We start from the raw sequence: 23,723 nt of genomic DNA, 5'->3' as shown, positions 1-23,723 counted from the left end.
GGAGTCACGACCAAAAACTTGCACGATCAATCTATTTATTTCCACGATATTAAGCCTGAAAATTTAACATTCAACGATAAAATAGTCAGACATATTGACGTTGATATCCTTATTGCTCCGGGCTACAACACAACGGATGAAGGCGTAGTATGCTCACCATACTACGTCACTCAGTCTCTTCTGAACGATATTATGCATGGCGACAAGAAGGAACAAGCGAGTCGGAGTCATGATAATTACGCAGTTCTTAAGTCGATGATTGAGGCTACGACAGGATCTTATTTTGATATGAATAATAGAGATGAAGAAGATGCTCCGATGCCAATATTCGGAATGGGTAATGAGGCCTTAAAATGTGCCAAAGTATGGATTGACGAAAATGTTTTGTCTGAATGGCGAGATAATGCTAAACAGTTGCTGAAGTTTCCAGGATCTCAAACCGAGTCTGTCGCAGTCTTTGACATGATTGACTGGGCTTCATTAGAAAAAAATGATTTGGCTTTATAATCCAGGGGAAGTTGAAAATAATCAGATAAGGCAGGTCTATTAATTCAGGAAGGAGCATTCAAAGTAACGCTCGTTGTTCGTAGGTGTCGTGTCGATTTAACGTAATAGAACTGAATCCGTAGACATCATCTCTTTTTTGGCTAGCGCAGTTTAACTCGTTGCGCTAGCTCCTCAATACTCACTTAGCAATACTTGAAGTTATTCATGAATTGATAATGTTTAATTTTCCAAAGCTCATTCTTGTTCAAAAATAATTAATACAAAAAGGCGAACTTCTCAGTTCGCCTTTATTATTGAATATGGATAACTCAGTCAGTCACAATCTTAATTACGCTCACAAACTATGGTGAATAGTCATCAACATCAGCACTTACTCTTGGTAGTTATCAATACTTGGGCATGAGCAGACAAGGTTACGGTCACCGTAAACGTTATCGACACGGCTCACGGTTGGCCAGTATTTTGATGCCTTAGTATGAGCGGATGGGAAGCAAGCCGTTTCACGAGAATATGGATGAGCCCATGCTTCACTCGCGAGATCCGATTGTGTATGCGGCGCATTCACTAACGGGTTGTCGGCTAATGGCCATTCGCCTGATTGAACTTTCTCCATTTCGGCGCGAATCGCAATCATCGCCTCGCAGAAGCGATCCAATTCGGCTAAGTCTTCCGATTCGGTTGGTTCAATCATCAAGGTACCAGCAACAGGGAAGGACATCGTCGGTGCGTGGAAGCCATAATCCATCAAACGTTTAGCAATGTCTTCTTCGCTGATAACGGTCGCTTCTTTAAGCGGACGAATATCAATAATGCATTCGTGCGCTACGCGGCCGTTACTGCCACGGTAAAGAATAGGATAGTGTGGGCGCAGTCTTTCCATCACGTAGTTGGCATTTAAAATAGCGACTTGAGTCGCAGTGGTTAAGCCTTCTGCACCCATCATGGCAATATAAGCCCATGAGATAGGTAAAATAGAAGCGCTGCCTAAATCGGCCGCAGATACGGCGTGATCGCTGCCTTCAGCTCCCCCTTCAATATGTCCCGGTAGGAAAGGCGCTAGGTGAGATTTTACACCAATCGGTCCCATACCGGGGCCGCCGCCGCCATGAGGAATACAGAATGTTTTGTGCAGGTTAAGGTGAGAAACATCAGAGCTAATAAAGCCCGGATTGGTCAAACCAACTTGCGCGTTCATGTTGGCACCATCAAGGTAAACTTGGCCGCCCGCGGCGTGAACCATGTTACACACTTCTTTAACTTGTTCTTCGTAAACGCCGTGCGTTGAAGGATAAGTGATCATGATGCTAGAGAGGTTCTCTTTATGCTTCTCAATTTTGTCTGCGAGGTCTGCGATATCAACGTTGCCGTTATTATCACATTTCACGACCACCACCTTCATCGAAACCATTGAAGCGGTTGCAGGGTTGGTGCCGTGTGCTGAGCTCGGAATTAAGCAGACGTTACGATGCCCTTCACCACGGCTTTTGTGGTAGCGCTGAATCGCCACAAGCCCTGCATATTCGCCAGAAGCACCGGAATTCGGTTGAAGCGAGAAGGCATCATAGCCTGTGATTTCACAGAGCTTTTCTTTTAAATCTTTAGCGAGAGCGGCGTAACCTGCGGCTTGCTCTTTCGGTGCAAATGGATGGATTGAACCAAATTCAGGCCAAGTGACAGGGATCATCTCGGCTGCGGCGTTCAGTTTCATGGTGCAACTGCCAAGCGGGATCATGCCGTGAGTTAATGAAAAATCTTTATTCTCAAGTTTTTTCAAATAACGCATCATTTGCGTTTCGCTGTGATAGGTGTTGAACACAGGATGCGTTAGGAAGCGAGATTGACGACGGCACTGTTCTGGAATCGCTGCAAATTCGTTGGCGGCAATTTCTGCCGACAGCGCGCTTACCGATTGCTTAATATCGAAAACCGCAAACAGGGTTTCAAGATCAGCTGTGGTGGTGGTTTCATCTAAACTGATGCCCAGTTGGTCATCAAATCGGCGTAAGTTGATGTCGGCTTGTTGCGCTTTTGCGTAGATCGCTTGAGTTTGAGCGGCACTCTTTAAGGTAATCGTGTCAAAGAAGCTGTTATGCACCAATTCGTAACCCGCTTGAGTTAAGCCTGCCGCTAGAATTGCTGTCATATGATGAGTACGGCGCGCAATGGTGCGCAACCCTTCTGCGCCATGATAGACAGCATAAAACGAGGCCATATTAGCCAGCAGAGCTTGCGCGGTACAGATGTTCGAGGTCGCTTTTTCGCGGCGAATGTGCTGCTCGCGAGTTTGCATTGCCATGCGCAGTGCTGGTTTACCTTTGGCGTCAATCGACACTCCGATCACGCGGCCGGGCATAGTGCGTTTGTGCGCTTCACGCGTGGCCATAAAGGCGGCGTGTGGGCCGCCGTAACCCATAGGGACACCGAAACGTTGAGCTGAGCCAATCACGACATCCGCGCCCATTTCACCCGCTGGTTTCAGCAAGGTGCTGGCCAGTAAATCCGTGGCAACAGTGACCAAGACTTTATTGGCTTGCGCTTTAGCAATCAGGTCGCTTAAATCACGCACTTCACCTGTGGTGCTCGGGTATTGCAGCAGCGCGCCAAACACATCTTGTTCAGGCAATGAGTCGAGTGCGCCGATTTGTACCTCAAAACCGATAAATTCAGCGCGAGTTTTTACCACTTCAATGGTTTGTGGATGAACATCGTCCGCCACAAAAAAGACGTTACTTTTGCTTTTTCCTGCGCGTTTACACAGTGTCATTGCTTCGCCAGCGGCCGTTGCTTCATCGAGCAGCGACGCGTTGGCAATATCCATTGCCGTTAAATCCATCACCATTTGTTGGTAGTTAAGCAGCGATTCCAAACGACCTTGAGAGATTTCTGGCTGGTAGGGCGTGTAAGCCGTATACCAGCCCGGATTTTCCAGTACGTTACGCAAAATGACGTTCGGTGTGAAGGTGTTGTAGTAACCTTGGCCAATGAACGTGCGTTTAATCTGGTTTTGATTGGCAAATACTTTCATCGCGCTGAGCATATCGGCTTCGCTTTTAGGCGCAGCAAGGGACATTGGGCTTTCTAAACGAATTTGCGCAGGAACGGTTTGTTCGATTAACGCGGCTAAGCTTTCGGCGTTAATCGCGTTGAGCATTTTTTGTTGATCGGCTGGGTTGGGTCCGTTGTGGCGTGCAACAAACTCATTTTCGGTACTTAACTGGCTAAGCAGTGGGCTGTGAAGTAATTCAGTCATTTCCTTTACCTTTTCAAAGATCGTGTGCGACCTTAAAAAAAAGCCGCCCATGCTGGGCAGCTTTGATCCGTGATGGGCTAATTAATCTTCTTCGATAGAGTTTTGGTACTCTTCTGCATCTTTTAGATTGTCGAGTTCAGAAGCATCAGACATCTTCACTTTCACAATCCAGCCACCTTCATACGGTTCTTCGTTGATGAGTTCTGGGCTATCTTCTAACTCTTCGTTGATTTCAACGATGACACCTGTAATCGGTGCGTAAATATCTGAAGCGGCTTTGACAGATTCAACCAGAGAAAAACTGTCTCCAGCATCAATTTCTGCATCTACTTCAGGTAGGTCAACAAACACGACGTCACCAAGCATCTCTTGCGCATGCTCAGAAATACCGATGGTCACTGTGCCGTCACCGTTGTCGCGCACCCACTCGTGGCTATCTGCAAACTTCAGTGTATTGTCCATTGCTTTATCTCCAAAAAAGTATCGTATTAATTTGAACTTGTGTTTAATTTAAAAAGGTTATTGATAGAGTGGGAAGCGTTGGCACAGCGCTTTAACTTGTTTGCGCACACGTTGCTCAACATCACTGTTTCCTTCTGGGCTCACAACAAGGCCATCAAGAACATCGCCAATCCACTCACCGATGAGTTTGAATTCTTCACGACCAAAACCACGGCTGGTTCCAGCTGGCGTACCTAAACGAATACCCGAAGTAATCATAGGCTTATCGGTATCAAATGGGATGCCATTTTTGTTACATGTGATCCCTGCACGCTCTAATGCTTGTTCGGCGATATTCCCCTTCAGCCCTTTAGGGCGAAGATCAACAAGCATGAGATGAGTGTCAGTCCCGCCAGTCACAATGTCACAACCGCGAGTTTGCAATACTTCAGCGAGAACTTTTGCGTTATCGATCACCGAATCAATATAACGATGAAACTCAGGGCCCAGCGCTTCGCCTAGTGCTACCGCTTTGGCCGCAATTACGTGCATTAACGGGCCACCTTGCAGGCCAGGAAAAACCGCCGAGTTAATTTTTTTGCTGATCTCTTCGCTGTTGGTCAAAACCATACCGCCTCGTGGGCCGCGCAAGGTTTTATGTGTGGTGGTCGTGACAACGTGGGCATGCGGCAATGGGCTTGGGTGAGCACCAGTGGCGACTAACCCGGCAATATGCGCCATATCGACCATTAAGAGCGCGCCCACTTCATCAGCAATGGCTCGGAATTTGGCAAAATCAATCACGCGAGGAATGGCAGAGCCGCCCGCAATGATCATTTTTGGTTGATGCTCTAACGCGAGGCTGCGTACATCATCATAATTGATTTCTAAGGTCGTGCTATCGACACCATATTGAATAGCATTAAACCACTTACCAGAGAGGGCAGGCCGAGCGCCATGAGTGAGGTGGCCTCCGGCATCCAGAGACATACCTAAAATTGTGTCACCCGGTTGCAGTAAAGCCAGCATCACCGCGCCATTGGCTTGTGCGCCTGAATGTGGCTGCACGTTGGCGTATTGACAATGAAATAGGGATTTTGCACGTTCAATCGCAATGGTTTCGACGGTATCAACGTGTTCGCAACCACCGTAATAGCGACGGCCGGGGTAGCCTTCTGCATATTTATTGGTGAGACAAGTACCTTGTGCTTGCATAACGGCTTTTGAAACGATGTTTTCTGAAGCGATCAGCTCAATTTGTTCATTTTGGCGCACGTATTCGGCTTGAATACCGGCAAAGACAGCATCATCAGTGGCAGCAAGATTGGTTGAGAAAAAGCTCTCAAGGCAGTGGTTGGGGTAACTTTTGTTCACGTTGGCATTCATGGTAGATGACCTTCCAATAATCCGACGGATTGGCTAAACATTCCGTCATTCCTTTTTAGTTGGCTGCTTTATTGTTAAGCCGTTAGGCGACAACAAAGCAGAGTGTCAGTTATCCTTAAACTGGATTGCAACCCCAACAATACGGGGTGAAAAGCCACTTAAATATTGTTAAATCTCTAACCGCAATAAGTGGTGAATAGCATCTCCTCATCTAACAAGTCAGTAACATACTCTTTGACTTATAAACAATCAATCAAAAATTTCCTATAGGAAACATGGTTTCTTTTTTTGTAAGCAAGAGCACGCTTTATTTACGTGCAGCCTCTTTAACCTTGCGTTGGCTTTATGCCACAATGATGGCCGAAATCAGGAAGATAACAATCGAGGGAAAGCATGTCTGAAGACATTTATGATGAGTACCCATCGTTGACTTTGGCCAAGGAAACGGGTGAACAAACGATCGAACCGCTTAAGCTTGGGCAACGTATTAAAGAGATCCGCTCTAAGCTTGGGATTACGCTAGAAGAGGCGAGCCAGCGGACAGGATTAGCTCGATCTACATTGAGTAAAATCGAAAACGAACAGATTTCTCCAACCTACCAAGCGATGCAAAAACTCGCTCATGGATTGCAGATAGATATGCCTCAACTATTTGAGCCACCAAAGAAAATTGTGGCAACAGGTCGTAGGGATATTTCTCGTATTGGTCAAGGAAAGCCGCATCCCACCCCAACTTACGAGCATGAATTGCTCGCCACGCAGCTTTCTAATAAGAAGATGATGCCGTTTAAAAGCCGAGTGCGAGCTCGTGCATTTGAAGAGTACAGTGACTGGGTTCGTCACGATGGTGAGGAGTTTTTGTTGATCCTCACGGGTGAAGTTTTGTTCTATAGCGAATTTTATGAACCGGTTCGATTGGCGGAAGGTGACAGCGTTTATTACGACGCTAACATGGGGCACATGCTGGTCTCTGTCAGCGAAGAGGATGCATTGATTTTGTGGGTTACGGCAAAATGAGTGTGAAAACGCGAAGTTTCTTATAGTGACAGCAATCGTTTGCTATTTGTTGGCTTTGTCCTCTGTAGTGTGCTTTTAATCACTTTTAGCTCCGGCGATGGTAAGCATCTCGCGACTTTTAATTGTGATTGGGTTGTTAATTTTGACAATTCATCTTGTTTCGAACTTGTTAATCCGCCCGAGCGGGCGCATTCTTGTTCACTATTGGAAACATGGTTTCCTCTTCTTTGGACATAATAGCCAACATTTGGTGGTGAATTCCCTGCTGGGTCGGCTGAAATGGAGATAAAAATGACTCAAGAACATGCAAATCAAACACTACTCACTACTCCTTTACATGCGCTGCACATCGAAGTTGGAGCGAAGATGGTGCCATTTGCTGGCTATGACATGCCCGTTCAGTACCCATTAGGGGTAAAGAAAGAGCATTTGCATACTCGCGAGGCGGCTGGTTTGTTTGATGTTTCGCATATGGGCCAACTTCGTTTGCATGGAGCCAATGCCGCGCAAGCATTGGAGTCATTGGTTCCTGTCGATATTATTGACTTACCAGCAGGCAAGCAGCGTTACGCCTTTTTCACTAATGCACAAGGTGGCATCATGGATGACTTGATGGTTACTAACCTTGATGATCATCTGTTTGTTGTGGTTAATGCGGCTTGTAAAGCACAAGATATTGCTCATTTACAAGCACATTTGCCACAAGGTGTTGAGCTTGAAGTCATTGATGATCGCGCGCTGTTAGCGCTGCAAGGACCAAAAGCCGCTGAAGTGTTAGCTCGCCTGCAACCGCAAGTGATGGCGATGCACTTTATGGATATTCAGCTAATGGACATCGATGGAGCCCAGTGCATTGTCAGCCGAAGTGGTTATACCGGTGAAGATGGTTATGAAATTTCTGTACCAGCAGAACAGGCCGAAGCATTGGCGCGTAAACTGACCGCTTATGAAGAAGTGGAATGGATTGGTCTGGGCGCGCGCGATTCACTGCGTTTAGAGTGCGGTTTATGTCTTTACGGGCATGATCTTGATACCAGCACAACGCCAGTTGAAGCGAGCTTGTTATGGGCGATAAGCAAAGTGCGTCGTGCTGAAGGTGAGCGTGCGGGTGGTTTCCCGGGTGCAGACATTATTCTTGGGCAGATCGAAAGCAAAGATGTTGCACGTAAACGTGTAGGTTTAGTGGGGTTAACTAAAGCGCCAGTACGTGAAGGAACGGAGCTATTTGACGCCGATGGCCAGCATATAGGCGTAGTGACCAGTGGTACAGCGGGACCGACGGCCGGCAAGTCCGTGTCTATGGCCTATATCCGAGCTGATTTATCAACGATAGGCACAGAAATTTTTGCTGATGTGCGCGGGAAAATGCTGCCTATGGTGGTTGAGAAAATGCCGTTTGTGGCTCAGCGTTATTATCGCGGCTAAAGCATCATAAAATGTAATAAAAGTACATTTAAAGATGTTTCACATCGATAACGGATTAAGTACTATCTGGGTTCAAAGTGATAAGGAATGACATGATGAACAAGTGGGTAGTACTTTTATCTTCTCTCGCCTTCTCTGGCAATGTGTTCGCCGTTGATGCTCAGCCCTATATAGTAAACGGCTCGTACGCAAGCGTGACGGAGTTTCCTTCTATAGCGAGCTTGTTTTTTGATCAAATTGCTTATAACGGTTCATATGGAAAAGGAAGTTATTGTGGTGCTTCGTTGCTCAATAACCAATACATATTGACGGCTGCGCACTGCGTTTATGGTAATAGTGCAAATCAGCTTTTTACCTCTGTTGTACCTCAGCTGCAAATTGAAACAAACTTTCCATTCAACATATTAGAAAAAGCGCGAGTGGCAGAAATCTATTATCCATCAACTTATAACAACACCACCTTATTGGATGATATTGCGATACTTAAGCTTGAGACGCCTTTGACAATGGTGTCGGCTGCTGACTACTTAACGCGGCCTACCGCAAATTCTGATAGTACTTATCGCTCATCAAGTGAAACTTTCATTGCCGTTGGGCATGGTAATACCTCTTCTAACCTCGATACTAAAACGTCTCTACAACAAACAGAGTTAACCTATGTACCTAACAGTTCTTGTCATTATGGGACTGGTGTACCGGTAATTTATGTATGAAAGGGGTGATAGGTTCCACGGGGCTGCAAAATGCAACCTGTCAGGGCGATTCTGGGGGACCGTTATTTTGGCATAATGGCGCTCAGTATATTCAGGTTGGTATAACAAGTTTTGGGCCAACAACTTGCGGTGATCCTAGTTTTGCTCCAACTTCCATCTTTACCGAGGTTGTCAAATATAGGACGTGGATTGATAGCGTAGTTGCAGGAATTGAACCACCAAAATTTGTCGCAACAGAAGCGAAACGCCAAGCTTATTTAAACCCACCTTCTGACAGTGGCGGTTCATTCGGCTGGTGGTCTTTACTGCTGATGTTTATCCTCTTCATTCGTAGACGTTGAACCCTTATTGATTTCGAGCGACCTGTTTAGGTCGCTTTTTTATTGCCTTTTTTGAGCAGGTTCCACTTAGAGCGCTAAACTTGAAAGTGATACACGCGTATCTTTCTAGATGAGTGACGAGGTGATGGATGTACAAATGGATACTGTTCAGTGCGATGCTATCAGCAAATGCTTATGCGGTTGATTTCCAGCCTTACATTGTGAATGGTTCGGATACCAGCAGTGCCACTTACCCTTCTTTTGCTAGCCTTTTATATCAAAGCAGCACTCAATCTAGTAGCAACAGTTTTTGTGGGGCGAGTATCATCAATTCACAGTTTATTTTGACGGCAGCTCATTGTATTTACGGTAAAAAAGATACCATGCTTTATACAGTGGTAGTGCCTCAGTTGGATAATGTGGCCGATTTCCCCTACGGGAATATCCAGATATCGCGCGCGGCGGCTTTTTATTACCCCAGTACTTACATCAATTCGTCCAGCGCACTCTGGCGTGATGACATTGCGATTATCAAGATCGAAACACCGCTCAATGTGGCGGACTATTCTGCGCTACTCAATACTCAGTTAAATAATGATTACCCAGCAGGTAATAATTATAAAGCGATTGGGCATGGCTACGTGGCGGGTAATGTCTCGAATGCCAATAAGCAGTTACAAGAAACGACCCTCACTTTTGTTAGTAATGCCGTCTGTAGCGCTTTTTATGGCCCGACATTGACCTCAAAGCAGATCTGTTTTGATGGTGCGGTAAGCGGTGCTTATAAAAACTCCACCTGTTCTGGCGATTCCGGTGGGCCTGTCTATTGGTTTAATGGCTCGCAATACATTCAAATTGGTTTAACCAGCTTTGGGCCTTCACTATGTGGCGATACTAACCAACCGATCACCTCGGTATTTACGGAGCTTTATGATTATCAGAGCTGGATTCAGCGCGTTCTTGCAGGGGCAGAGGTGCCTAAATATTATGTTGCCACTCAAAATGGGGTACGTGTTTTGATTGATACTCAAACGGTTGCCCCTCAAGAGGAGAGCGGCGGCAGTTTGAGTATCCTTGGGTTGACTCTACTGTTGTTATTTCGCTTTCGGGCGACTGACAATTCTGTTGTTCCTGTTAAGCGGGTAAAATCACCTCAATAAGAGAAAAAGCCTAAACATTGATTTATACCCTCCCTACTTACCGACGACTTGCAACTTCAAGTCGTTTGAATATAGATAGAAAACACTCTAGATAAATCATTAAATAACCAATCTATATTTTGTTGAATTGATTCATGGTTCTGATGATAACAGCTAGTCAGTAAAGTCGAACCAGAGTTATGTTTGGATCAGCAAGACATCAATATCACAATGCAACGGTGTACTAATAAGCCAAGTCAGAAGTGGCGATGGCATAATGGAGAGCTCAAAAATGAGTTAAATAATTCGCTCAAATGGGATCAAAATAGCTGGTTGTTAAGAGCCGATATTGATGGCGAACAGTGGCGTTGGCAGTAGTCATTAAGTCATTTTTTACCGATAAATGAAACGATAAAATGTGAGAGCCCATCCCATGAGCTCTCACTTCTTCGGTGGAAATATGCGCCGGAGTGTTGAAGTATTTTGAGAAATGTAATGGGTCACTCAGGTTTTGAGTAATTTACCCACTCTTGTATTGGATATCTCTAACTATTCAGCTAGCGCCATAAAACAGAGAGGCTAGCTAATTTCTTCAACAGTGGAAGCATTAGCTTCACACTGCTGAGAGATTAGTTCGGTGCTCTACGGCCTTTCTTCGCTGATAAGAGGGGCTTTTTGCAGTGAACGTTTACGCATTAACCAACCCACCATTAGCGTAGAGATTGCGATCAACAGTGTCATTAATGGCGCTAATATCAACGCATGATTGGCTATTTTGGCAAGCTTATCGGGCAAAAGAGAAATGCCGAAGCCTGAGCCGACCAAAAACAGAATCCACGCCAACGCGCTCAGTGGTGAGACGAGCAGGAAGCGTGTTGGTGTTACTGCATTACGCAGCCCTATTACCATAGGCAGCAAAGAACGTACCACTGGTAGAAAGCGTCCCATGAACATGGCCAGTAGCCCATACCTTTGGATCAAGTTATCGGTAGTGCGCCACTGTTTTTCTGAGACTTTGTTGAGCCAAGTTGAGACTAATCGCCACTCTTTAAGTTGGTGGCCTTGATAAAAGGCGATCGCACTGCCCAGCCAACCAGCAAAAACCAGCACGCCAATAATGGCATACAGGTTGAGTACCCCAACGGCCGCAAGGCTACCACACAGCACAATCACACTATCGCAAGGCAGCGGCGCTGCTGGAATAAATGCACTTTCAACGAAGATAAGTAACCCAATGCAGAGGTAAAGTAACGACAGATCGACCTGCTGTAGCGCAAACAGATCTTGATGCCATAAGGCAGAGAAAATAGACAAAAAAGTATTCATAACAAGCTTCCTCAATCAGTAAATAGTAATAATTGGTCCGATTGAAAAAGGTGTTAAGCGTGGGCGAAGCGTGAATACAGGTTGGAAAATTGCAGTGCTTTACGCACAAAAACGTGAGTTGATTGACCTATATACAGAGAACAAATGACGACAAACGCAGTGGTACTGAGAGTGTAAAAAAGTAGGGTAGTTTCTGCGCTCGTCTTTTCGTCATCATCTGAGATTAACCGAAGCCCACTGACTCGTGGCGTTTCATGCCTTGTGGTTAATATCGCTGCATCACGATCAACAAAAAATCGATGACTGGAAAAATGAACATGCTGGCTTGTCGTAGACTCACTCGCCGAAAAGCTTTGTGTAGCATTGAGGTTGAGCGAGGAGAAAAGGCTCAATAAGCTAAACAAGAAGGCAAACATCAATGATTGGATCATAACTATCGCGAGGCTACTTAAACTGAGAGTGAGTATGCGGCGTGTCAGCGGTGCGTGTAAAGGAATTTTAGCCTTGGAAAATGTGCAAAAGTGAGCAGCACGGCTGCTCACTCATCATAGTTAAAGACTAAGCATGCTGACTATATCGCTGCAACCGTCGAGCTCTCGCTCGCTTTTGCGCGGTTTTTAAGGAATGCGTAACCAAAGCCAGTCACCGCCGTACCGGCCGCAATTGCGATTAGGTACATCAGTACAGGTGTAATCGCATTTGGGATCAGTAGGACAAATAAGCCGCCGTGCGGGGCCATTAATTTCGCACCAAACAGCATAGACAGTGCACCGGTTAACGCGCCGCCTGCCATACAAGCTGGGATAACGCGCATTGGATCTTTCGCTGCAAATGGAATCGCTCCTTCAGAGATAAAGCATAAGCCCAATACGAAAGAGGCTTTACCCGCTTCACGTTCACCGGCTTCAAATTTGTCTCTGGCAAGGAAAGTCGCAAGGCCCATACCTAACGCTGGCACCATACCCGCAGCCATAATGGCGGCCATTGGTGCGTAAGTTTGTGAAGCAAGTAGACCAACACCAAAGGTATACGCTGCTTTATTAATCGGCCCACCTAAGTCAAAGCACATCATCGCGCCTAGGATTACACCCAGAAGTACGGCGTTGGCTGAGCCCATGTTGTTTAAGAACTCAGTCATTGCAGCCATGATGCTCGATACAGGGCCACCGACGATGTAAATCATCACCAAGCCAGTAAAGAGACTCGCCACAAATGGAATGATGAGGATTGGTTTTAGCGCTTCCATCGATTGAGGTAAGGAGACTTTATCTGCAATGAATTTAGCGGCGTAACCTGCAATGAAACCGGCCACAATACCGCCAAGAAAACCGGCTCCGGTAGAGCTTGCCAACATCCCGCCAATCAAACCAGGAGCAAGCCCCGGACGGTCAGCAATCGAGAACGCAATAAAACCCGCCATGACAGGGATCATTAATGCAAAGGCTGAACCGCCACCAATGGTCATCAGCGCTGCCGCCAATGTGCCTTGCTCTTTAAACGCTTCAATACCAAACACAAAAGAGAGTGCGATGATCAAACCACCTGCGACTACGACAGGAAGCATGTGAGATACCCCAGTCATCAGGTGCTTGTACACCCCTTTTTTCTCTTCGGTTTGATTGTTATTAGACGCTGATGATTGCGTATAAATAGACGCTTGGTTAAACGCGTTGGTGATCTCTTGCTCGGTTTTTTTCAGTGCAAGACCTGTACTGGTTTTGTACAGTTTTTTGCCGTTGAAACGATCGAGTGGCACTTCGATATCGGCCGCAATGATCACCAAATCCGCATCAGCAATCTCTTGCGCCGTGAGTTGGTTTTTCGCGCCCACAGAACCACGTGTTTCTACTTTGATCTGGTGGCCAAGGCGTTTTGCATGGTTTTCTAGCGCTTCTGCCGCCATAAAGGTGTGTGCAACACCCGTTGGACAAGCGGTAATCGCCACGATTTTTTTAGCGGCTTGCGTTACGACTGGCGCAGACACCGTTTTTGCCTCTTGCTCAGTTAGGATAGTCGCTGCATTTATCGCGCTGTTTAAAAAAGCAACCGGATCAGACGTGCAGGCTGAAATGTCACTTTGGTACACTTTTTTGCCGATAAAGCGGGTGGTATCTATTGGTGTATTACGAGCAATAACCACCACATCTGCGTTGTCGATTTCACTGCTAGAGAGAGTATGGCCTTGAATGATGCTGGAATGGCATTCAACCACAGCGGTCCAATTGAGCGATTTTGCCGCTTGTTCAAGCAGCCCGGCAGCAATGATGCTGTTTGCAACGCCACTGGGGCATGCGGTAATAATAGCAATCTTCATAGTTACGACCTTCTGTCCTTATGAGTTAGCGTTTAAGCTAACGGGTTGTAATTGGATTTGTTGTTGTAGGGTTTCGAGTTGTTTTCGGTTTGACATACCCACGCCGACTTGCGTAACAGCTAACGCAGAGAGGGCAGTGGCAAAAGTAAGCAGTTCTGTTTTTTCCATCTGCTGCATGTGTCCCCAGCAAAGGCCAGCGACTAAAGTATCGCCTGCGCCAACAGTGCTAACGACCTGCATACGTGGTGGTTTTGCATGAAGCCATTGATGTTGGTTCAACCACATCACGCCATTTGCTCCCATCGACACCACGATATTTTCAATGCCTTTTTCGGCCAGTTGCGCGGCGGCCGCTTGGCACTGCTCTGGAGTATGTAGTTCACATCCCACAGATTGAGAAAGCTCTTCATCGTTTGGTTTAATCAACCAAGGCTTAGCGTCAAGGCCCGCTTTGAGAGCATCACGGCTGCTATCAAACAGTACTTTTTTACCCATGGAGTGCAGTTTTTCGATCCACGAAGCACATAATGCAGGGGAGATGCCCTGTGGCAAGCTGCCAGCGAGCACAAAATAGTCGTGATCAGCGGCTAATCTCTCGAGAGTGCGTTCGAACTGCTCAATGGCAAGCGGCGTCACTTCAACTCCGGGGAAATTGATGTCGCTCACTTCGCCCGATTGCTCCACCAATTTCACGTTAATACGGGTTGCACCATCAACACGAACAAACTCATCAATTGCGGCCATTTGATCAAATAGCTGACAGAACAACGCTTGGTTATCACGGCCAAGAAATCCGGTCACAGTCACCTTTGCACCGAGATCGCTCAGTACTTTCGCAACATTAACCCCTTTACCTGCGGCGTGAAGTGAACCTTGTTTAACTAGGCTCACTGAGCCAACATTGAGCACATCCAAGCTACCTGTTAAATCAAGCGCTGGGTTTAGCGTGATAGTGACGACTTTATTTGTCATGGCTTAATCCTTACCCTTCACCTAGACCAGAAGCAATCGCTTTACCGATCGATGCTAATGCTTGCTCGGCGTCTGGACCCTCAGCTGAAAACTGAAGCTGGTGGCCATGTTTTACGCCCAGCGCAATGACTTTCATCAGGCTTTTCGCGTTGGCTGTTTTTCCGTCGCCATCTAAGTTAGATACTTTGATATTGGCTTCAAATTTCTTCGCTTCGGCCACCAACATCGCTCCTGGACGAGCGTGCAGACCATGTGCGTTTTTGATTTTGAATACCGCAACCTTGCTTGCTGCGCTCTCATCTTTTGTCGGAGCTTGCTCATTGTCATTGCTGAAGAAAGCCAATAATTGGGCTGCATTCGCATTGAGCAAGGTTTCTTGCTGCTGCTGAAGCACAAGCTGCGTGAGTTTATTCAGAATGTTCTGGTGAGCATTATTACAAGCGGCAATCGCGATCAAGGCTTTGACGTTGAGTTGATTGTATTCACACGCATTAGCGGTTGACACAAACGAAATACCCGTGCGTTTGACCGCTTTGTCACTGCTGATTAACCACAATCCCTTGCCTAGGTGGGTTGGCTCTTTCGTGACCAGTTCGGCAACAAATTCATTGTCAGCACAGCCGGTATTGCGTAGCAAACCGCCAGCGACGGCGCTCATCTGTACCATATCACTGGCAGGGAAAAGCAGTTGGATCAACGAAGCATCAAAATCAGGCTCAAATTGCACTTCGCCATTGAGGAGTGCAATCACATCATTGGCACTGGACGCTTGTTTCAGTTTCTCTTCAACGCCATCGGCGGACAACACTTGCGTCAGTTGTTTCAGAATACCCAAATGTTCATCGGATTTCGCGGCAATACCAATCGCGACATAAACGGTTGCGTTGTTACCCCAGTCAACGCCGTTAGGGAAGTGATGAACGGCAACACCCGTTTGCTTAACCAGTTGACGTGTATCGGTTGTACCGTGTGGGATCGCGATACCATTACCAAGAAAAGTCGAATTCTGAGCTTCACGGTTAAGCATGCCATCGACATAACCTGCTTCGACGAACCCTTTGTTGGTTAGATCCGCTGCGATAGCTCGAATCGCCTCTTGCTTGTTCGTGGGTGATTGGCCCAAAGTAATAGTGTTGGAATTGAGTTGCAGCATTTTGGCCTCTTTGCCTTACGGCTTAATTCGTTATCACTTTGAAGTATGTATTTCACCTAAGTGATCGTTTATTAGTATGATTTATTCAAGCTGAATCGTTTCAGCTTTTTTCCCAAAAAAATTCAGCAAACCTATTTTTGACGAAAAATGGCGCTGTTCAACTTATTCGCACTGCTCATTTTTTAATAACACTCACATTTGGTCATCTTTACATCGACGGAGTGATGGTCAAATGTAGCCTTAGTTATCATTTTGTAATTTTGCTGAATCCTTTCAGCTTTTATACTGAATCGATTCAGCGTATAATTCAACTTCATCAAGGATCAAAAAATGCGTTCTATGATCCGACGCACAGAACAAGAGTGGTTGATATGACACTAGATGAGATAGTGAAGTTAGCGGGAGTCTCTAAAACCACCGCCAGTTATGTAATCAATGGCAAAGCGCAGAAGTACCGGATTAGTGAAAAAACCCAGCAGAAAGTGATGGCGGTGGTGGATGCCCATAATTACCGTCCCGATCACGCCGCTTCTGCTTTGCGAGCAGGAAATAGCCGCTCTTTTGGGCTCATCATCCCTGATCTTGAGAACACCAGTTACGCGCGTCTTGCCAAATTGTTAGAGCAGAACTCTCGTCAAGCGGGTTACCAAATTCTCATCGCCTGTTCGGACGATGACCCGCATACCGAAATGTCGGTGGTGGATGCCTTAGTCTCACGCCGCATCGATGCGCTATTTGTCGCCAGTGCGATTCATAACGCCAGTGAGTTTTATCTCAAGTTGCAACATTCAGGCACTCCGGTTATTGCGATTGACCGCCCGTTAGATGATGAATTTTTCGCCTGTGTGATCAGTGAAGATTTCAATGCCGCGTTTGAATTGACGCATTCTTTATTAACGCCGGAGATCAAAACCGTCGGCTTAGTCGGTGCATTACCAGAGCTCAATATTTCGCAAGAACGCCAGTTGGGGTTTGAATCAGCGCTGAGAGCGAAAAATGTGCACAGTGTCATCGGTTATGGCGCGCACTTTAATCGAGAAGAGGGCAAACGAGTGGTGAATGAATGGATCGCCAACAACACTATGCCGGATGCGATCGTCGCGACTTCCTACACCCTGCTTGAAGGGATCTTAGATGTACTGTTTGAAAACCCAAGCTTGATGAATCGTGTGAAGTTATCGACATTTGGTGATAACCGTTTACTTGATTTCTTGCCGATTAAAATCAACTCGTTGCCGCAGCAGTTTGAGCTGATTGCCGACAGCGCACTCGCGTTGGCACTCAACGCTTCGGCAAAACGTTATCAAGCTGGGATTGAATTGGTACCTCGTAAACTGAAAGTTCGTATTCATTGATGGTCACTTTTTAGCTTGATTTTTATAAAGTCATCAAGAAAATTCACGTAACCTAAGCTCTGTTTTGCTCGATCTTACGTCGCTTTTCTTGGTTAATCGCGTATTATGAAGCACTTTGATTTTCGCTATCTTTAGGGTTGGAATGAAGTTTCTGCACACCTCTGACTGGCATCTCGGTCGACAATTTCACAACGTTTCTTTATTGGATGATCAGCGCGCAGTACTCAATCAATTGATTGAGTACCTGCAGTGCAATCGAGTGGATGCTTTAATCGTCGCCGGAGATATCTACGATCGTTCAGTCCCACCGACGGCAGCCATTGAATTGATGGGTGATATAGTCAATCGCGTGTGTAACGAGCTTTCCATCCCCTTAATTATGATCCCCGGTAACCACGACGGGGCGAAGCGTTTAGGCTTTGCGGCCAAGCAGATGCAACACTCGGGCTTGCACATCATTAGCAATTTTGAACAGATGATGCAGCCTGTGGTACTAAAATCAGCCATTGCTGGTGAAGTGGCATTTTATGGTATGCCTTATAACGACCCTGAAGTCGTTCGCCACCACTTTGGAGAGGCCGTAACCACTCATGATGAAGCCCATCAATACCTTATTGAGCAGATTACATCGCAGTGGGATCCGTCACAACGTCACGTTATGATTAGCCACTGCTTTGTTGATGGCGCTATCGAATCTGACTCTGAACGTCCTTTGTCCATTGGCGGCTCCGATCGTGTCAGTCATCAGCACTTTGTACCTTTTGATTATGTTGCGCTCGGCCATCTGCACCAACCGCAGAAAAAAGGGGAAGAGTATATCCGTTACTCTGGCTCACTAATGAAATACAGCTTTTCAGAGCAGCACCACAAGAAAGGAGCGACTTTGGTTGAATTTGATGAACAAGGTTTTGCCAGCGCCACACATGTACCACTGACCGCTCCTCATAGCATGCGTATCATTGAAGGTGAGTTGCTGGAGATCATCGAGCAAGGCAAAACAGACCCACACAACCACGATTATCTGTTGGTTCGTCTTACCGACAAACACGCGATACTGGACCCGATGGAAAAACTGCGTCAATCCTACCCCAACGTACTGCATTTAGAAAAACCAGGCATGTTGGTTGGGGTGGACCAAGCAATGGGGCGTGCACGTCTGGCGCGCGGTGAAGTGGATATGTTCCGCGATTTTTTCTTAGAGGCTAAGCAAGAAGCGTTAACCGCAGCGCAAGAGCAAGCGGTGATCGACGTCATTCAAGCATTAAAACCGGGAGCCGAAGCCTAATGCGTCCAATACAATTGACACTACAAGCGTTTGGTCCTTTTGCTCATAAAGAAGTGGTGGATTTTACCGCCTTGGGTGCCTCGCCGCTATTTTTGATTAATGGTCCAACCGGAGCGGGCAAAAGTTCACTGCTCGATGCCATTTGCTACGCTTTGTATGGTGAAACGACAGGCAGTGAGCGCACTGGTGATCAAATGCGCTGCGACTACGCGGACCCGCACACTCTCACTGAAATCAGTTACCAGTTTGAGCTGGGTGGGAAAATCTACCAAGTTGATCGCTCGCCCGACCAAGAAGTACCGAAAAAACACGGTGAAGGCTCAACAAAGAAATCCCATGCCGCGAGCTTGTTTGAATCGGTCGATGGCGAAATGAAATTGCTTGCTAACAAACCTAACCCTGTCGGTAAAGCCATGGTGGAATTGATCGGTTTAGATGTAAAACAGTTTCGCCAAGTGATGGTCATCCCCCAAGGTAAATTTCGTGAATTACTGACTGCCAACTCCAAAGAGCGGGAGCAAATCTTTGGTCAGTTGTTTCAAACTCACATTTATAGCCAAATTGAACGAGCGCTGTTTGAGAAAGCCGCGGGGATCCGCAAAGCGAAAGAAGAATTTGATCACCAAATTAAAGGCGCATTGGACGTCGTGAACGCGACTAGCGAGTCACACCTTGAAGCGTGCATTGCTGAGCTGTCACCGCAATTAACGGCCGCTCACGCCGCGTACTTAGATGCCCAGCAAAGGTTTGATGCAGCGAGTAGCGAGCAAAAAGCGGCGCAAACCCTTGCTAAACAATTTCAAGAGCAGCGTCAACTCGTGCAACTTAAAGCCGATCACGATGCACAATCGTCCGTCATCGATGCGGTAAAAGCTCAAAGGCAGCAAGCCTTGCAAGCGACGCGCTTAGATTCACCCTATTACGAATTACAATCGTCACAACGTCAGTTAGAAGCGGCCAACCAAGCAAAAGTCGAAAAAGAACAAGCGCTTACGCAGTCACAACAGCAGTGGCAACAGGCCAAAGCGGCTCAAGAAGAGGCGGCAGAAAAAGTCAAGATAGTGCCGAATCTGACACAACAAATTTACGACTTAAACCTAATCAAAACTAAGCTTGTCGAACGGGAGCATCATCAAAAAACGCTGCAACAAGCCTTACGTGAAGTGGAGCTCGCGACGCAAAATCGCCACAACTTGCACGCCGCTGTTGAGCAGTTTGAGCAGCAAATTATGCTTAAGCGCCAAGAGTGCGAAAGAGTCAACCAACAGTTGGCTGAGTTAAAAGGACAGCGCTTAGAGCTTGAAACCATCAAACAGCAGATTGATCGCTTATTAAAGCTGCAGCAGCTTGAACAGCGTTTAGCCACAGAGCAAACTGCACTGAGCTATAGTCAGCAGCAGTTTGATTTGGCGCAGCACGCAACGTTGGACGCGAAACAGCAAGCCGATAAATTAGAGCTGATTTGGCACACCAACCAAGCCGCCGAGCTGGCTCGAACCTTGGAGCAAGGGGACGAGTGCCCGGTGTGTGGCAGTTGCGATCATCCTAAATTAGCGCGTTATGCCGGAGAAACGGTGACTAAGGCGCAAGTGCAGCAGGCGAGAGCGATACAGCAAAACAAACTAACCACTGAGCAAGAAGCGCTGAAGCTGCAACAACTGCGAGAGACCCAATACGCACGGCTTGAGCAAGAGATGGCAAGTTTGAGGGAGTCATTATCTGGAAATACGCAAAGTTTAGTACAACTGCAGCAAGCTCAAAGCGATCTTGAACATTCCATTGCTCATCTTGAATCGCTTAATCCAGAGCAATTAGCTCAACAATTGGCAAAATTAGAATTGCAGTTAGCACAAGCTAAGCAAAATGCTGAAACGCAACAGCATAAAGTCGAACAGGCCACCCTGAGGGTTGCCAAAGAGCAGACTGAAGTTTCTGCATTAAGCCAAGGGATCCCGGAGTCGTATCAAGACAGTTTGCATTTGCACCAATCTTTAACCCAGTTAGAGCTGCAATTGGCTAATCTCAACCATTTAGATGCGGAAACTAAAGCGCGCTTCAATCAAGCGAACGCCGATTTTTCTGGTGCGAAAGCGGCGTTGGCGGCGGCGGTCGAACATCAGATACATTGGCAAAATGCGTTTACGCAGTCACAGCAGCAGTGGCACAGTGCGCTGATTGAGAGCCAGTTCGACGATACTGAGCACTATTTACAGGCGCGTTTATCTTCGCAGCAGATCGAGCAGCTTGAAAAGCAGATCAAACAATTTGACGAAAGAAGTACGACGTTAAACGCCCAGCTTCAAACATTAGCCAGTGAGCTGAGTGAAAAAAATGAGCCCAATCTTGCTGAGTATGCAAGCGCGGTCGAGGCTGTTGCCATGTTACAGCAAAGCGCATTGGATCAATGGAGCAGGTTACGGTCTAAAATGGATGCCTTAACCAGTGTGAAAGAAAAAATCGCTATTTTACATATAAAAAATCAAGCCTTAGAGCAAGAGTACCAAGTATTTGGGACTTTGAGCGATATCGCCAACGGCAAAACAGGCGCTAAAGTGAGTTTACATCGCTTTGTTCTTGGCGTGCTGTTAGATGATGTGCTGATCCAAGCCTCAATGAGGCTGCAGATCATGAGTAAGGGGCGTTACCTGCTCAAGCGTAAAGAAGATCGCGCCAAAGGTAACGTGGGTTCAGGGCTTGATCTGATGGTCGAAGATGGTTACACCGGAAAATGGCGAGATGTGGCGACCTTGTCTGGTGGTGAATCTTTTATGGCGGCGTTGTCATTAGCGCTGGGTTTATCGGATGTGGTGCAATCATACAGCGGCGGTATTAAACTGGATACACTGTTCATCGATGAAGGTTTTGGCAGTTTAGATCCTGAGTCATTGGATTTGGCGATTCAAACCCTTGTCGATTTACAACAAGGAGGTCGAACAATTGGCATTATTTCTCATGTGAGTGAGCTGAAAGAGCAAATAACTTTACGCATTGATGTCGATGTGGCAAGAAATCACGGCAGTTCAATAAGACTTGTTGCATAATGAATGGGAATGTAGGTTATCTTGTGCTAGTTATTAATAGGCATGGCGTGGTGAGTGTGACTCACTTCGACGTTTAAAAAGACTAGGTTATGCATGATGACTGTAAAAATGAATGTATCAGTTTGGTAAGGTTGTATGGACGTAGTAAAAAAAATATACCAGTACGCTGAGCCGAACCTCACTCTTGTGGGATGGATGGGGTTCATTGGTTTTCCTCTTTATTATTACGTGTGGACTTATATCTTTCCACAACCTTATGAAAGCATAGAGTTACGGGCGATTTGCTCAGTTTTCTTTGCAGGTATTATTTTTCGCAATTCAACGCCGAAACATTTACAGCGCTACTTGCCCTACTATTACTTGTTTTCAATAGGATTTTGCCTGCCATTCTTCTTTGGCTACATGATGCTGATGAACGATTGGTCAACGATCTGGGCGATGTCATTCATGGCGTCGATTTTCCTCCACATCCTGCTCGTCTACGAAACAAAAGTCATGCTGATTCAAGCCGCAATTGCACTAGCATGTGCTTACTTTGTGACTTATGGCGTAATGGACACGGAACTGCGAGTGATGGTGGAATGGCCGTATGTACCGATTTTTCTATTTACTTACATTTTTGGCAACCAGTTCTATTTTCGTAACCAAATTGAACACGAAGCGAAGGTGTCGATTGCCAAGTCTTTTGGCGCAGGGATTGCTCATGAAATGAGAAATCCATTAAGTGCGTTAAAGGCGTCAATTGAAGTAATGGGTTCAGTATTACCGAGCTCTACTGCATCTAAATCAGAATCTTATACACTACCATCTAAAGATTTAGAGCTGATTACTGGGTTATTAAGAGATGCGGATGAAGTCATTCGCTCTGGTAATGAGACCATTGATTTGCTGTTAACCTCGATTGATCAAAATAGGGTCTCAACCTCAACCTTTAAAAAACATACTGTAAAACCTGTCATCGAAGAAGCATTACACAGTTTCTCTTATAAAAGACCAGAAGATCGGCAAGCGGTGACTCTCGATGTTGTGGATGATTTTAATTTTTTAGGCAGCAGTACTTTACTTAAATACGTTCTCTACAATCTGCTTAAAAACGCGTTTTATTATAAAAATAATACGATGTTCCATATCCATATCCGCATGGAGTCAAAGGGAAATAAGCCCCAAATTACAGTGAAAGATAATGGTGTCGGTATTGAACCGCACTTACTGGACGATATTTTTAAAGACTTTTATACCTTTGGTAAGAATGGTAGTTATGGGTTAGGTTTGCCTTTTTGCCGTAAAGTGATGAACGCCTTTGGGGGCGATATCACCTGCCGCTCTGAGTTAGGTGAGTGGACAGAGTTTACCTTAAGGTTTCCTGAGTATGATTCGCAAGCCGTTGCTAATATTAAACTCGATCTAATGAAGGCTAAATCTCTGCTTTATATTGGCAAAACGAGCATAGTCAATCGTTATCTCAGTGAGAAATCGTTCTATCTTGGTTTCCAACTTAATGTATTAGAGCCTGAGAGCGTTTTGCTTCGCGAAGAGTTTGAGTTTGAATTTGATCTGATCTTTGTTGATCTGCAAACGTTGCATGAAACGCCAGATTACTTAACCAAACTAGAGCCTAAATTGCATTTTACCCAAGCAAAAATTTGCTATTTATATGACCAAAATCAGCGTTATGCGCTGACGATGGAGCGTCATTTAACCATTTACCCAATTGAAAAGCACAAATTGTTATTGGATGGGTCGGCCATTATTGATGAACTACTCTTTGAAGCGGAAGAGCTTATTGCCGATAAGAATGTTATCCCGTTAAAACAATACGATTATGAAAAACGAATTTTGTTGGTCGATGATAACCACTCCTTGCGTAGTTTCACCGCTCTGCTGCTAGAAAAGCAAGGCTATGAAGTGTTGCAAGCGAGTGATGGGGAATTAGCGTTACAAATGTTGGCCAATAATTCAATTGATTTGGTATTAATGGATATTGAGATGCCGATTATGGATGGTATTTCGGCTACTTTATCTATTCGTTCATCCACCGCTTCTTATAGTAAAGTTCCTATTATTGGTCATACGGGTGAC

Annotated in this window: 15 protein-coding genes and 1 pseudogene; 9 read left to right on the top strand and 7 right to left on the bottom strand. The window is 45.9% G+C overall.

Annotation, left to right across the window (positions count from 1 at the left end; genetic code table 11):
* Positions 1-507, top strand: a 507-nt coding sequence (locus VOR_RS18880) for a hypothetical protein (protein ID WP_010320325.1), incomplete at its 5' end; no start/stop codon positions are given.
* A 370-nt stretch (positions 508-877) separates the two neighbouring features.
* On the opposite strand, the gene gcvP is transcribed toward VOR_RS18880, so the two are convergent.
* The 3 genes from gcvP to VOR_RS0114000 form a co-directional block, all read right to left on the bottom strand.
* Positions 878-3,757 (bottom strand): aminomethyl-transferring glycine dehydrogenase, encoded by a 2,880-nt coding sequence (gene gcvP, locus VOR_RS0114010; protein ID WP_010320324.1) that lies wholly within the window; start codon positions 3,755-3,757, stop codon positions 878-880.
* Between the two features lie 81 nt (positions 3,758-3,838).
* Entirely contained in the window at positions 3,839-4,219 is a 381-nt protein-coding gene (gene gcvH, locus VOR_RS0114005; protein WP_010320323.1) for a glycine cleavage system protein GcvH, read from the bottom strand.
* Between the two features lie 57 nt (positions 4,220-4,276).
* Positions 4,277-5,584, bottom strand: coding sequence for a serine hydroxymethyltransferase (locus VOR_RS0114000; protein ID WP_029627223.1), 1,308 nt, complete (start codon positions 5,582-5,584; stop codon positions 4,277-4,279).
* A gap of 393 nt (positions 5,585-5,977) precedes the next feature.
* Here VOR_RS0114000 and VOR_RS0113995 point away from each other — a divergent pair, with 393 nt between their 5' ends.
* The 4 genes and pseudogenes from VOR_RS0113995 (at position 5,978) to VOR_RS0113980 (ending at position 10,219) form a co-directional block, all read left to right on the top strand.
* Positions 5,978-6,601, top strand: a complete 624-nt coding sequence (locus tag VOR_RS0113995) for a helix-turn-helix domain-containing protein (RefSeq protein WP_010320321.1) — start codon at positions 5,978-5,980, stop codon at positions 6,599-6,601.
* 291 nt (positions 6,602-6,892) lie between these two features.
* Positions 6,893-8,026 (top strand): glycine cleavage system aminomethyltransferase GcvT, encoded by a 1,134-nt coding sequence (gcvT, locus tag VOR_RS0113990; RefSeq protein ID WP_010320320.1) that lies wholly within the window; start codon positions 6,893-6,895, stop codon positions 8,024-8,026.
* Between the two features lie 77 nt (positions 8,027-8,103).
* Positions 8,104-9,080 (top strand): annotated as a pseudogene (locus tag VOR_RS17970) (trypsin-like serine protease).
* A 128-nt stretch (positions 9,081-9,208) separates the two neighbouring features.
* Positions 9,209-10,219, top strand: coding sequence for a S1 family peptidase (locus VOR_RS0113980; protein ID WP_010320319.1), 1,011 nt, complete (start codon positions 9,209-9,211; stop codon positions 10,217-10,219).
* 621 nt (positions 10,220-10,840) lie between these two features.
* Here the strand turns inward: VOR_RS0113980 and VOR_RS0113975 are convergent.
* The 4 genes from VOR_RS0113975 to fruB all read right to left on the bottom strand — a co-directional run bounded on the left by VOR_RS0113975 (position 10,841) and on the right by fruB (position 15,963).
* On the bottom strand, positions 10,841-11,524 hold the full coding sequence (locus VOR_RS0113975; RefSeq protein WP_010320318.1) for a DedA family protein: 684 nt from the start codon (positions 11,522-11,524) through the stop codon (positions 10,841-10,843).
* 571 nt (positions 11,525-12,095) lie between these two features.
* Positions 12,096-13,838: a PTS fructose transporter subunit IIBC gene (fruA, locus tag VOR_RS0113965; RefSeq protein ID WP_010320317.1), complete on the bottom strand. Its 1,743-nt coding sequence runs from the start codon at positions 13,836-13,838 to the stop codon at positions 12,096-12,098.
* An 18-nt stretch (positions 13,839-13,856) separates the two neighbouring features.
* Positions 13,857-14,810 (bottom strand): 1-phosphofructokinase, encoded by a 954-nt coding sequence (gene pfkB / locus VOR_RS0113960; RefSeq protein ID WP_010320316.1) that lies wholly within the window; start codon positions 14,808-14,810, stop codon positions 13,857-13,859.
* A 10-nt stretch (positions 14,811-14,820) separates the two neighbouring features.
* Positions 14,821-15,963 carry a fused PTS fructose transporter subunit IIA/HPr protein gene (gene fruB / locus VOR_RS0113955; RefSeq protein ID WP_010320315.1) on the bottom strand — a complete coding sequence of 381 codons (1,143 nt, stop codon included), beginning with the start codon at positions 15,961-15,963 and terminating at the stop codon, positions 14,821-14,823.
* Between the two features lie 224 nt (positions 15,964-16,187).
* Here fruB and cra point away from each other — a divergent pair, with 224 nt between their 5' ends.
* The 4 genes from cra to VOR_RS0113935 form a co-directional block, all read left to right on the top strand.
* Positions 16,188-17,318, top strand: coding sequence for a catabolite repressor/activator (gene cra / locus VOR_RS0113950; protein WP_193386225.1), 1,131 nt, complete (start codon positions 16,188-16,190; stop codon positions 17,316-17,318).
* A 142-nt stretch (positions 17,319-17,460) separates the two neighbouring features.
* A complete protein-coding gene (locus tag VOR_RS0113945) occupies positions 17,461-18,603 on the top strand; it encodes an exonuclease SbcCD subunit D (protein WP_010320313.1) in 1,143 nt (380 codons plus the stop codon).
* On the top strand, positions 18,603-21,644 hold the full coding sequence (locus VOR_RS0113940) for an AAA family ATPase (protein ID WP_010320312.1): 3,042 nt from the start codon (positions 18,603-18,605) through the stop codon (positions 21,642-21,644). Before VOR_RS0113945 ends, VOR_RS0113940 begins: the two co-directional genes overlap by 1 nt.
* A 135-nt stretch (positions 21,645-21,779) precedes the next feature.
* Positions 21,780-23,723: hybrid sensor histidine kinase/response regulator (locus VOR_RS0113935; protein ID WP_029627217.1), on the top strand; the 1,944-nt coding region annotated here is incomplete at its 3' end.

It is taken from the genome of Vibrio ordalii ATCC 33509, from assembly GCA_000257205.1.
GTDB lineage: Bacteria > Pseudomonadota > Gammaproteobacteria > Enterobacterales > Vibrionaceae > Vibrio > Vibrio ordalii.
Note: the sequence above shows the minus strand (reverse complement) of the source record. Positions and strands in the feature narration are given on the sequence as shown.

What these genes read in the sequence shown, in the direction of transcription:
- cra (WP_193386225.1), top strand. Translation starts at nt 16,188, where the DNA reads ATGGTCAAATGTAGCCTTAGTTATCATTTTGTAATTTTGCTGAATCCT.
- fruA (WP_010320317.1), bottom strand. Translation starts at nt 13,838, where the DNA reads ATGAAGATTGCTATTATTACCGCATGCCCCAGTGGCGTTGCAAACAGC.
- gcvH (WP_010320323.1), bottom strand. Translation starts at nt 4,219, where the DNA reads ATGGACAATACACTGAAGTTTGCAGATAGCCACGAGTGGGTGCGCGAC.
- gcvP (WP_010320324.1), bottom strand. Translation starts at nt 3,757, where the DNA reads ATGACTGAATTACTTCACAGCCCACTGCTTAGCCAGTTAAGTACCGAA.
- pfkB (WP_010320316.1), bottom strand. Translation starts at nt 14,810, where the DNA reads ATGACAAATAAAGTCGTCACTATCACGCTAAACCCAGCGCTTGATTTA.
- VOR_RS0113975 (WP_010320318.1), bottom strand. Translation starts at nt 11,524, where the DNA reads ATGAATACTTTTTTGTCTATTTTCTCTGCCTTATGGCATCAAGATCTG.
- VOR_RS0113945 (WP_010320313.1), top strand. Translation starts at nt 17,461, where the DNA reads ATGAAGTTTCTGCACACCTCTGACTGGCATCTCGGTCGACAATTTCAC.
- VOR_RS0113995 (WP_010320321.1), top strand. Translation starts at nt 5,978, where the DNA reads ATGTCTGAAGACATTTATGATGAGTACCCATCGTTGACTTTGGCCAAG.
- VOR_RS0114000 (WP_029627223.1), bottom strand. Translation starts at nt 5,584, where the DNA reads ATGAATGCCAACGTGAACAAAAGTTACCCCAACCACTGCCTTGAGAGC.
- fruB (WP_010320315.1), bottom strand. Translation starts at nt 15,963, where the DNA reads ATGCTGCAACTCAATTCCAACACTATTACTTTGGGCCAATCACCCACG.
- gcvT (WP_010320320.1), top strand. Translation starts at nt 6,893, where the DNA reads ATGACTCAAGAACATGCAAATCAAACACTACTCACTACTCCTTTACAT.
- VOR_RS0113940 (WP_010320312.1), top strand. Translation starts at nt 18,603, where the DNA reads ATGCGTCCAATACAATTGACACTACAAGCGTTTGGTCCTTTTGCTCAT.
- VOR_RS0113980 (WP_010320319.1), top strand. Translation starts at nt 9,209, where the DNA reads ATGTACAAATGGATACTGTTCAGTGCGATGCTATCAGCAAATGCTTAT.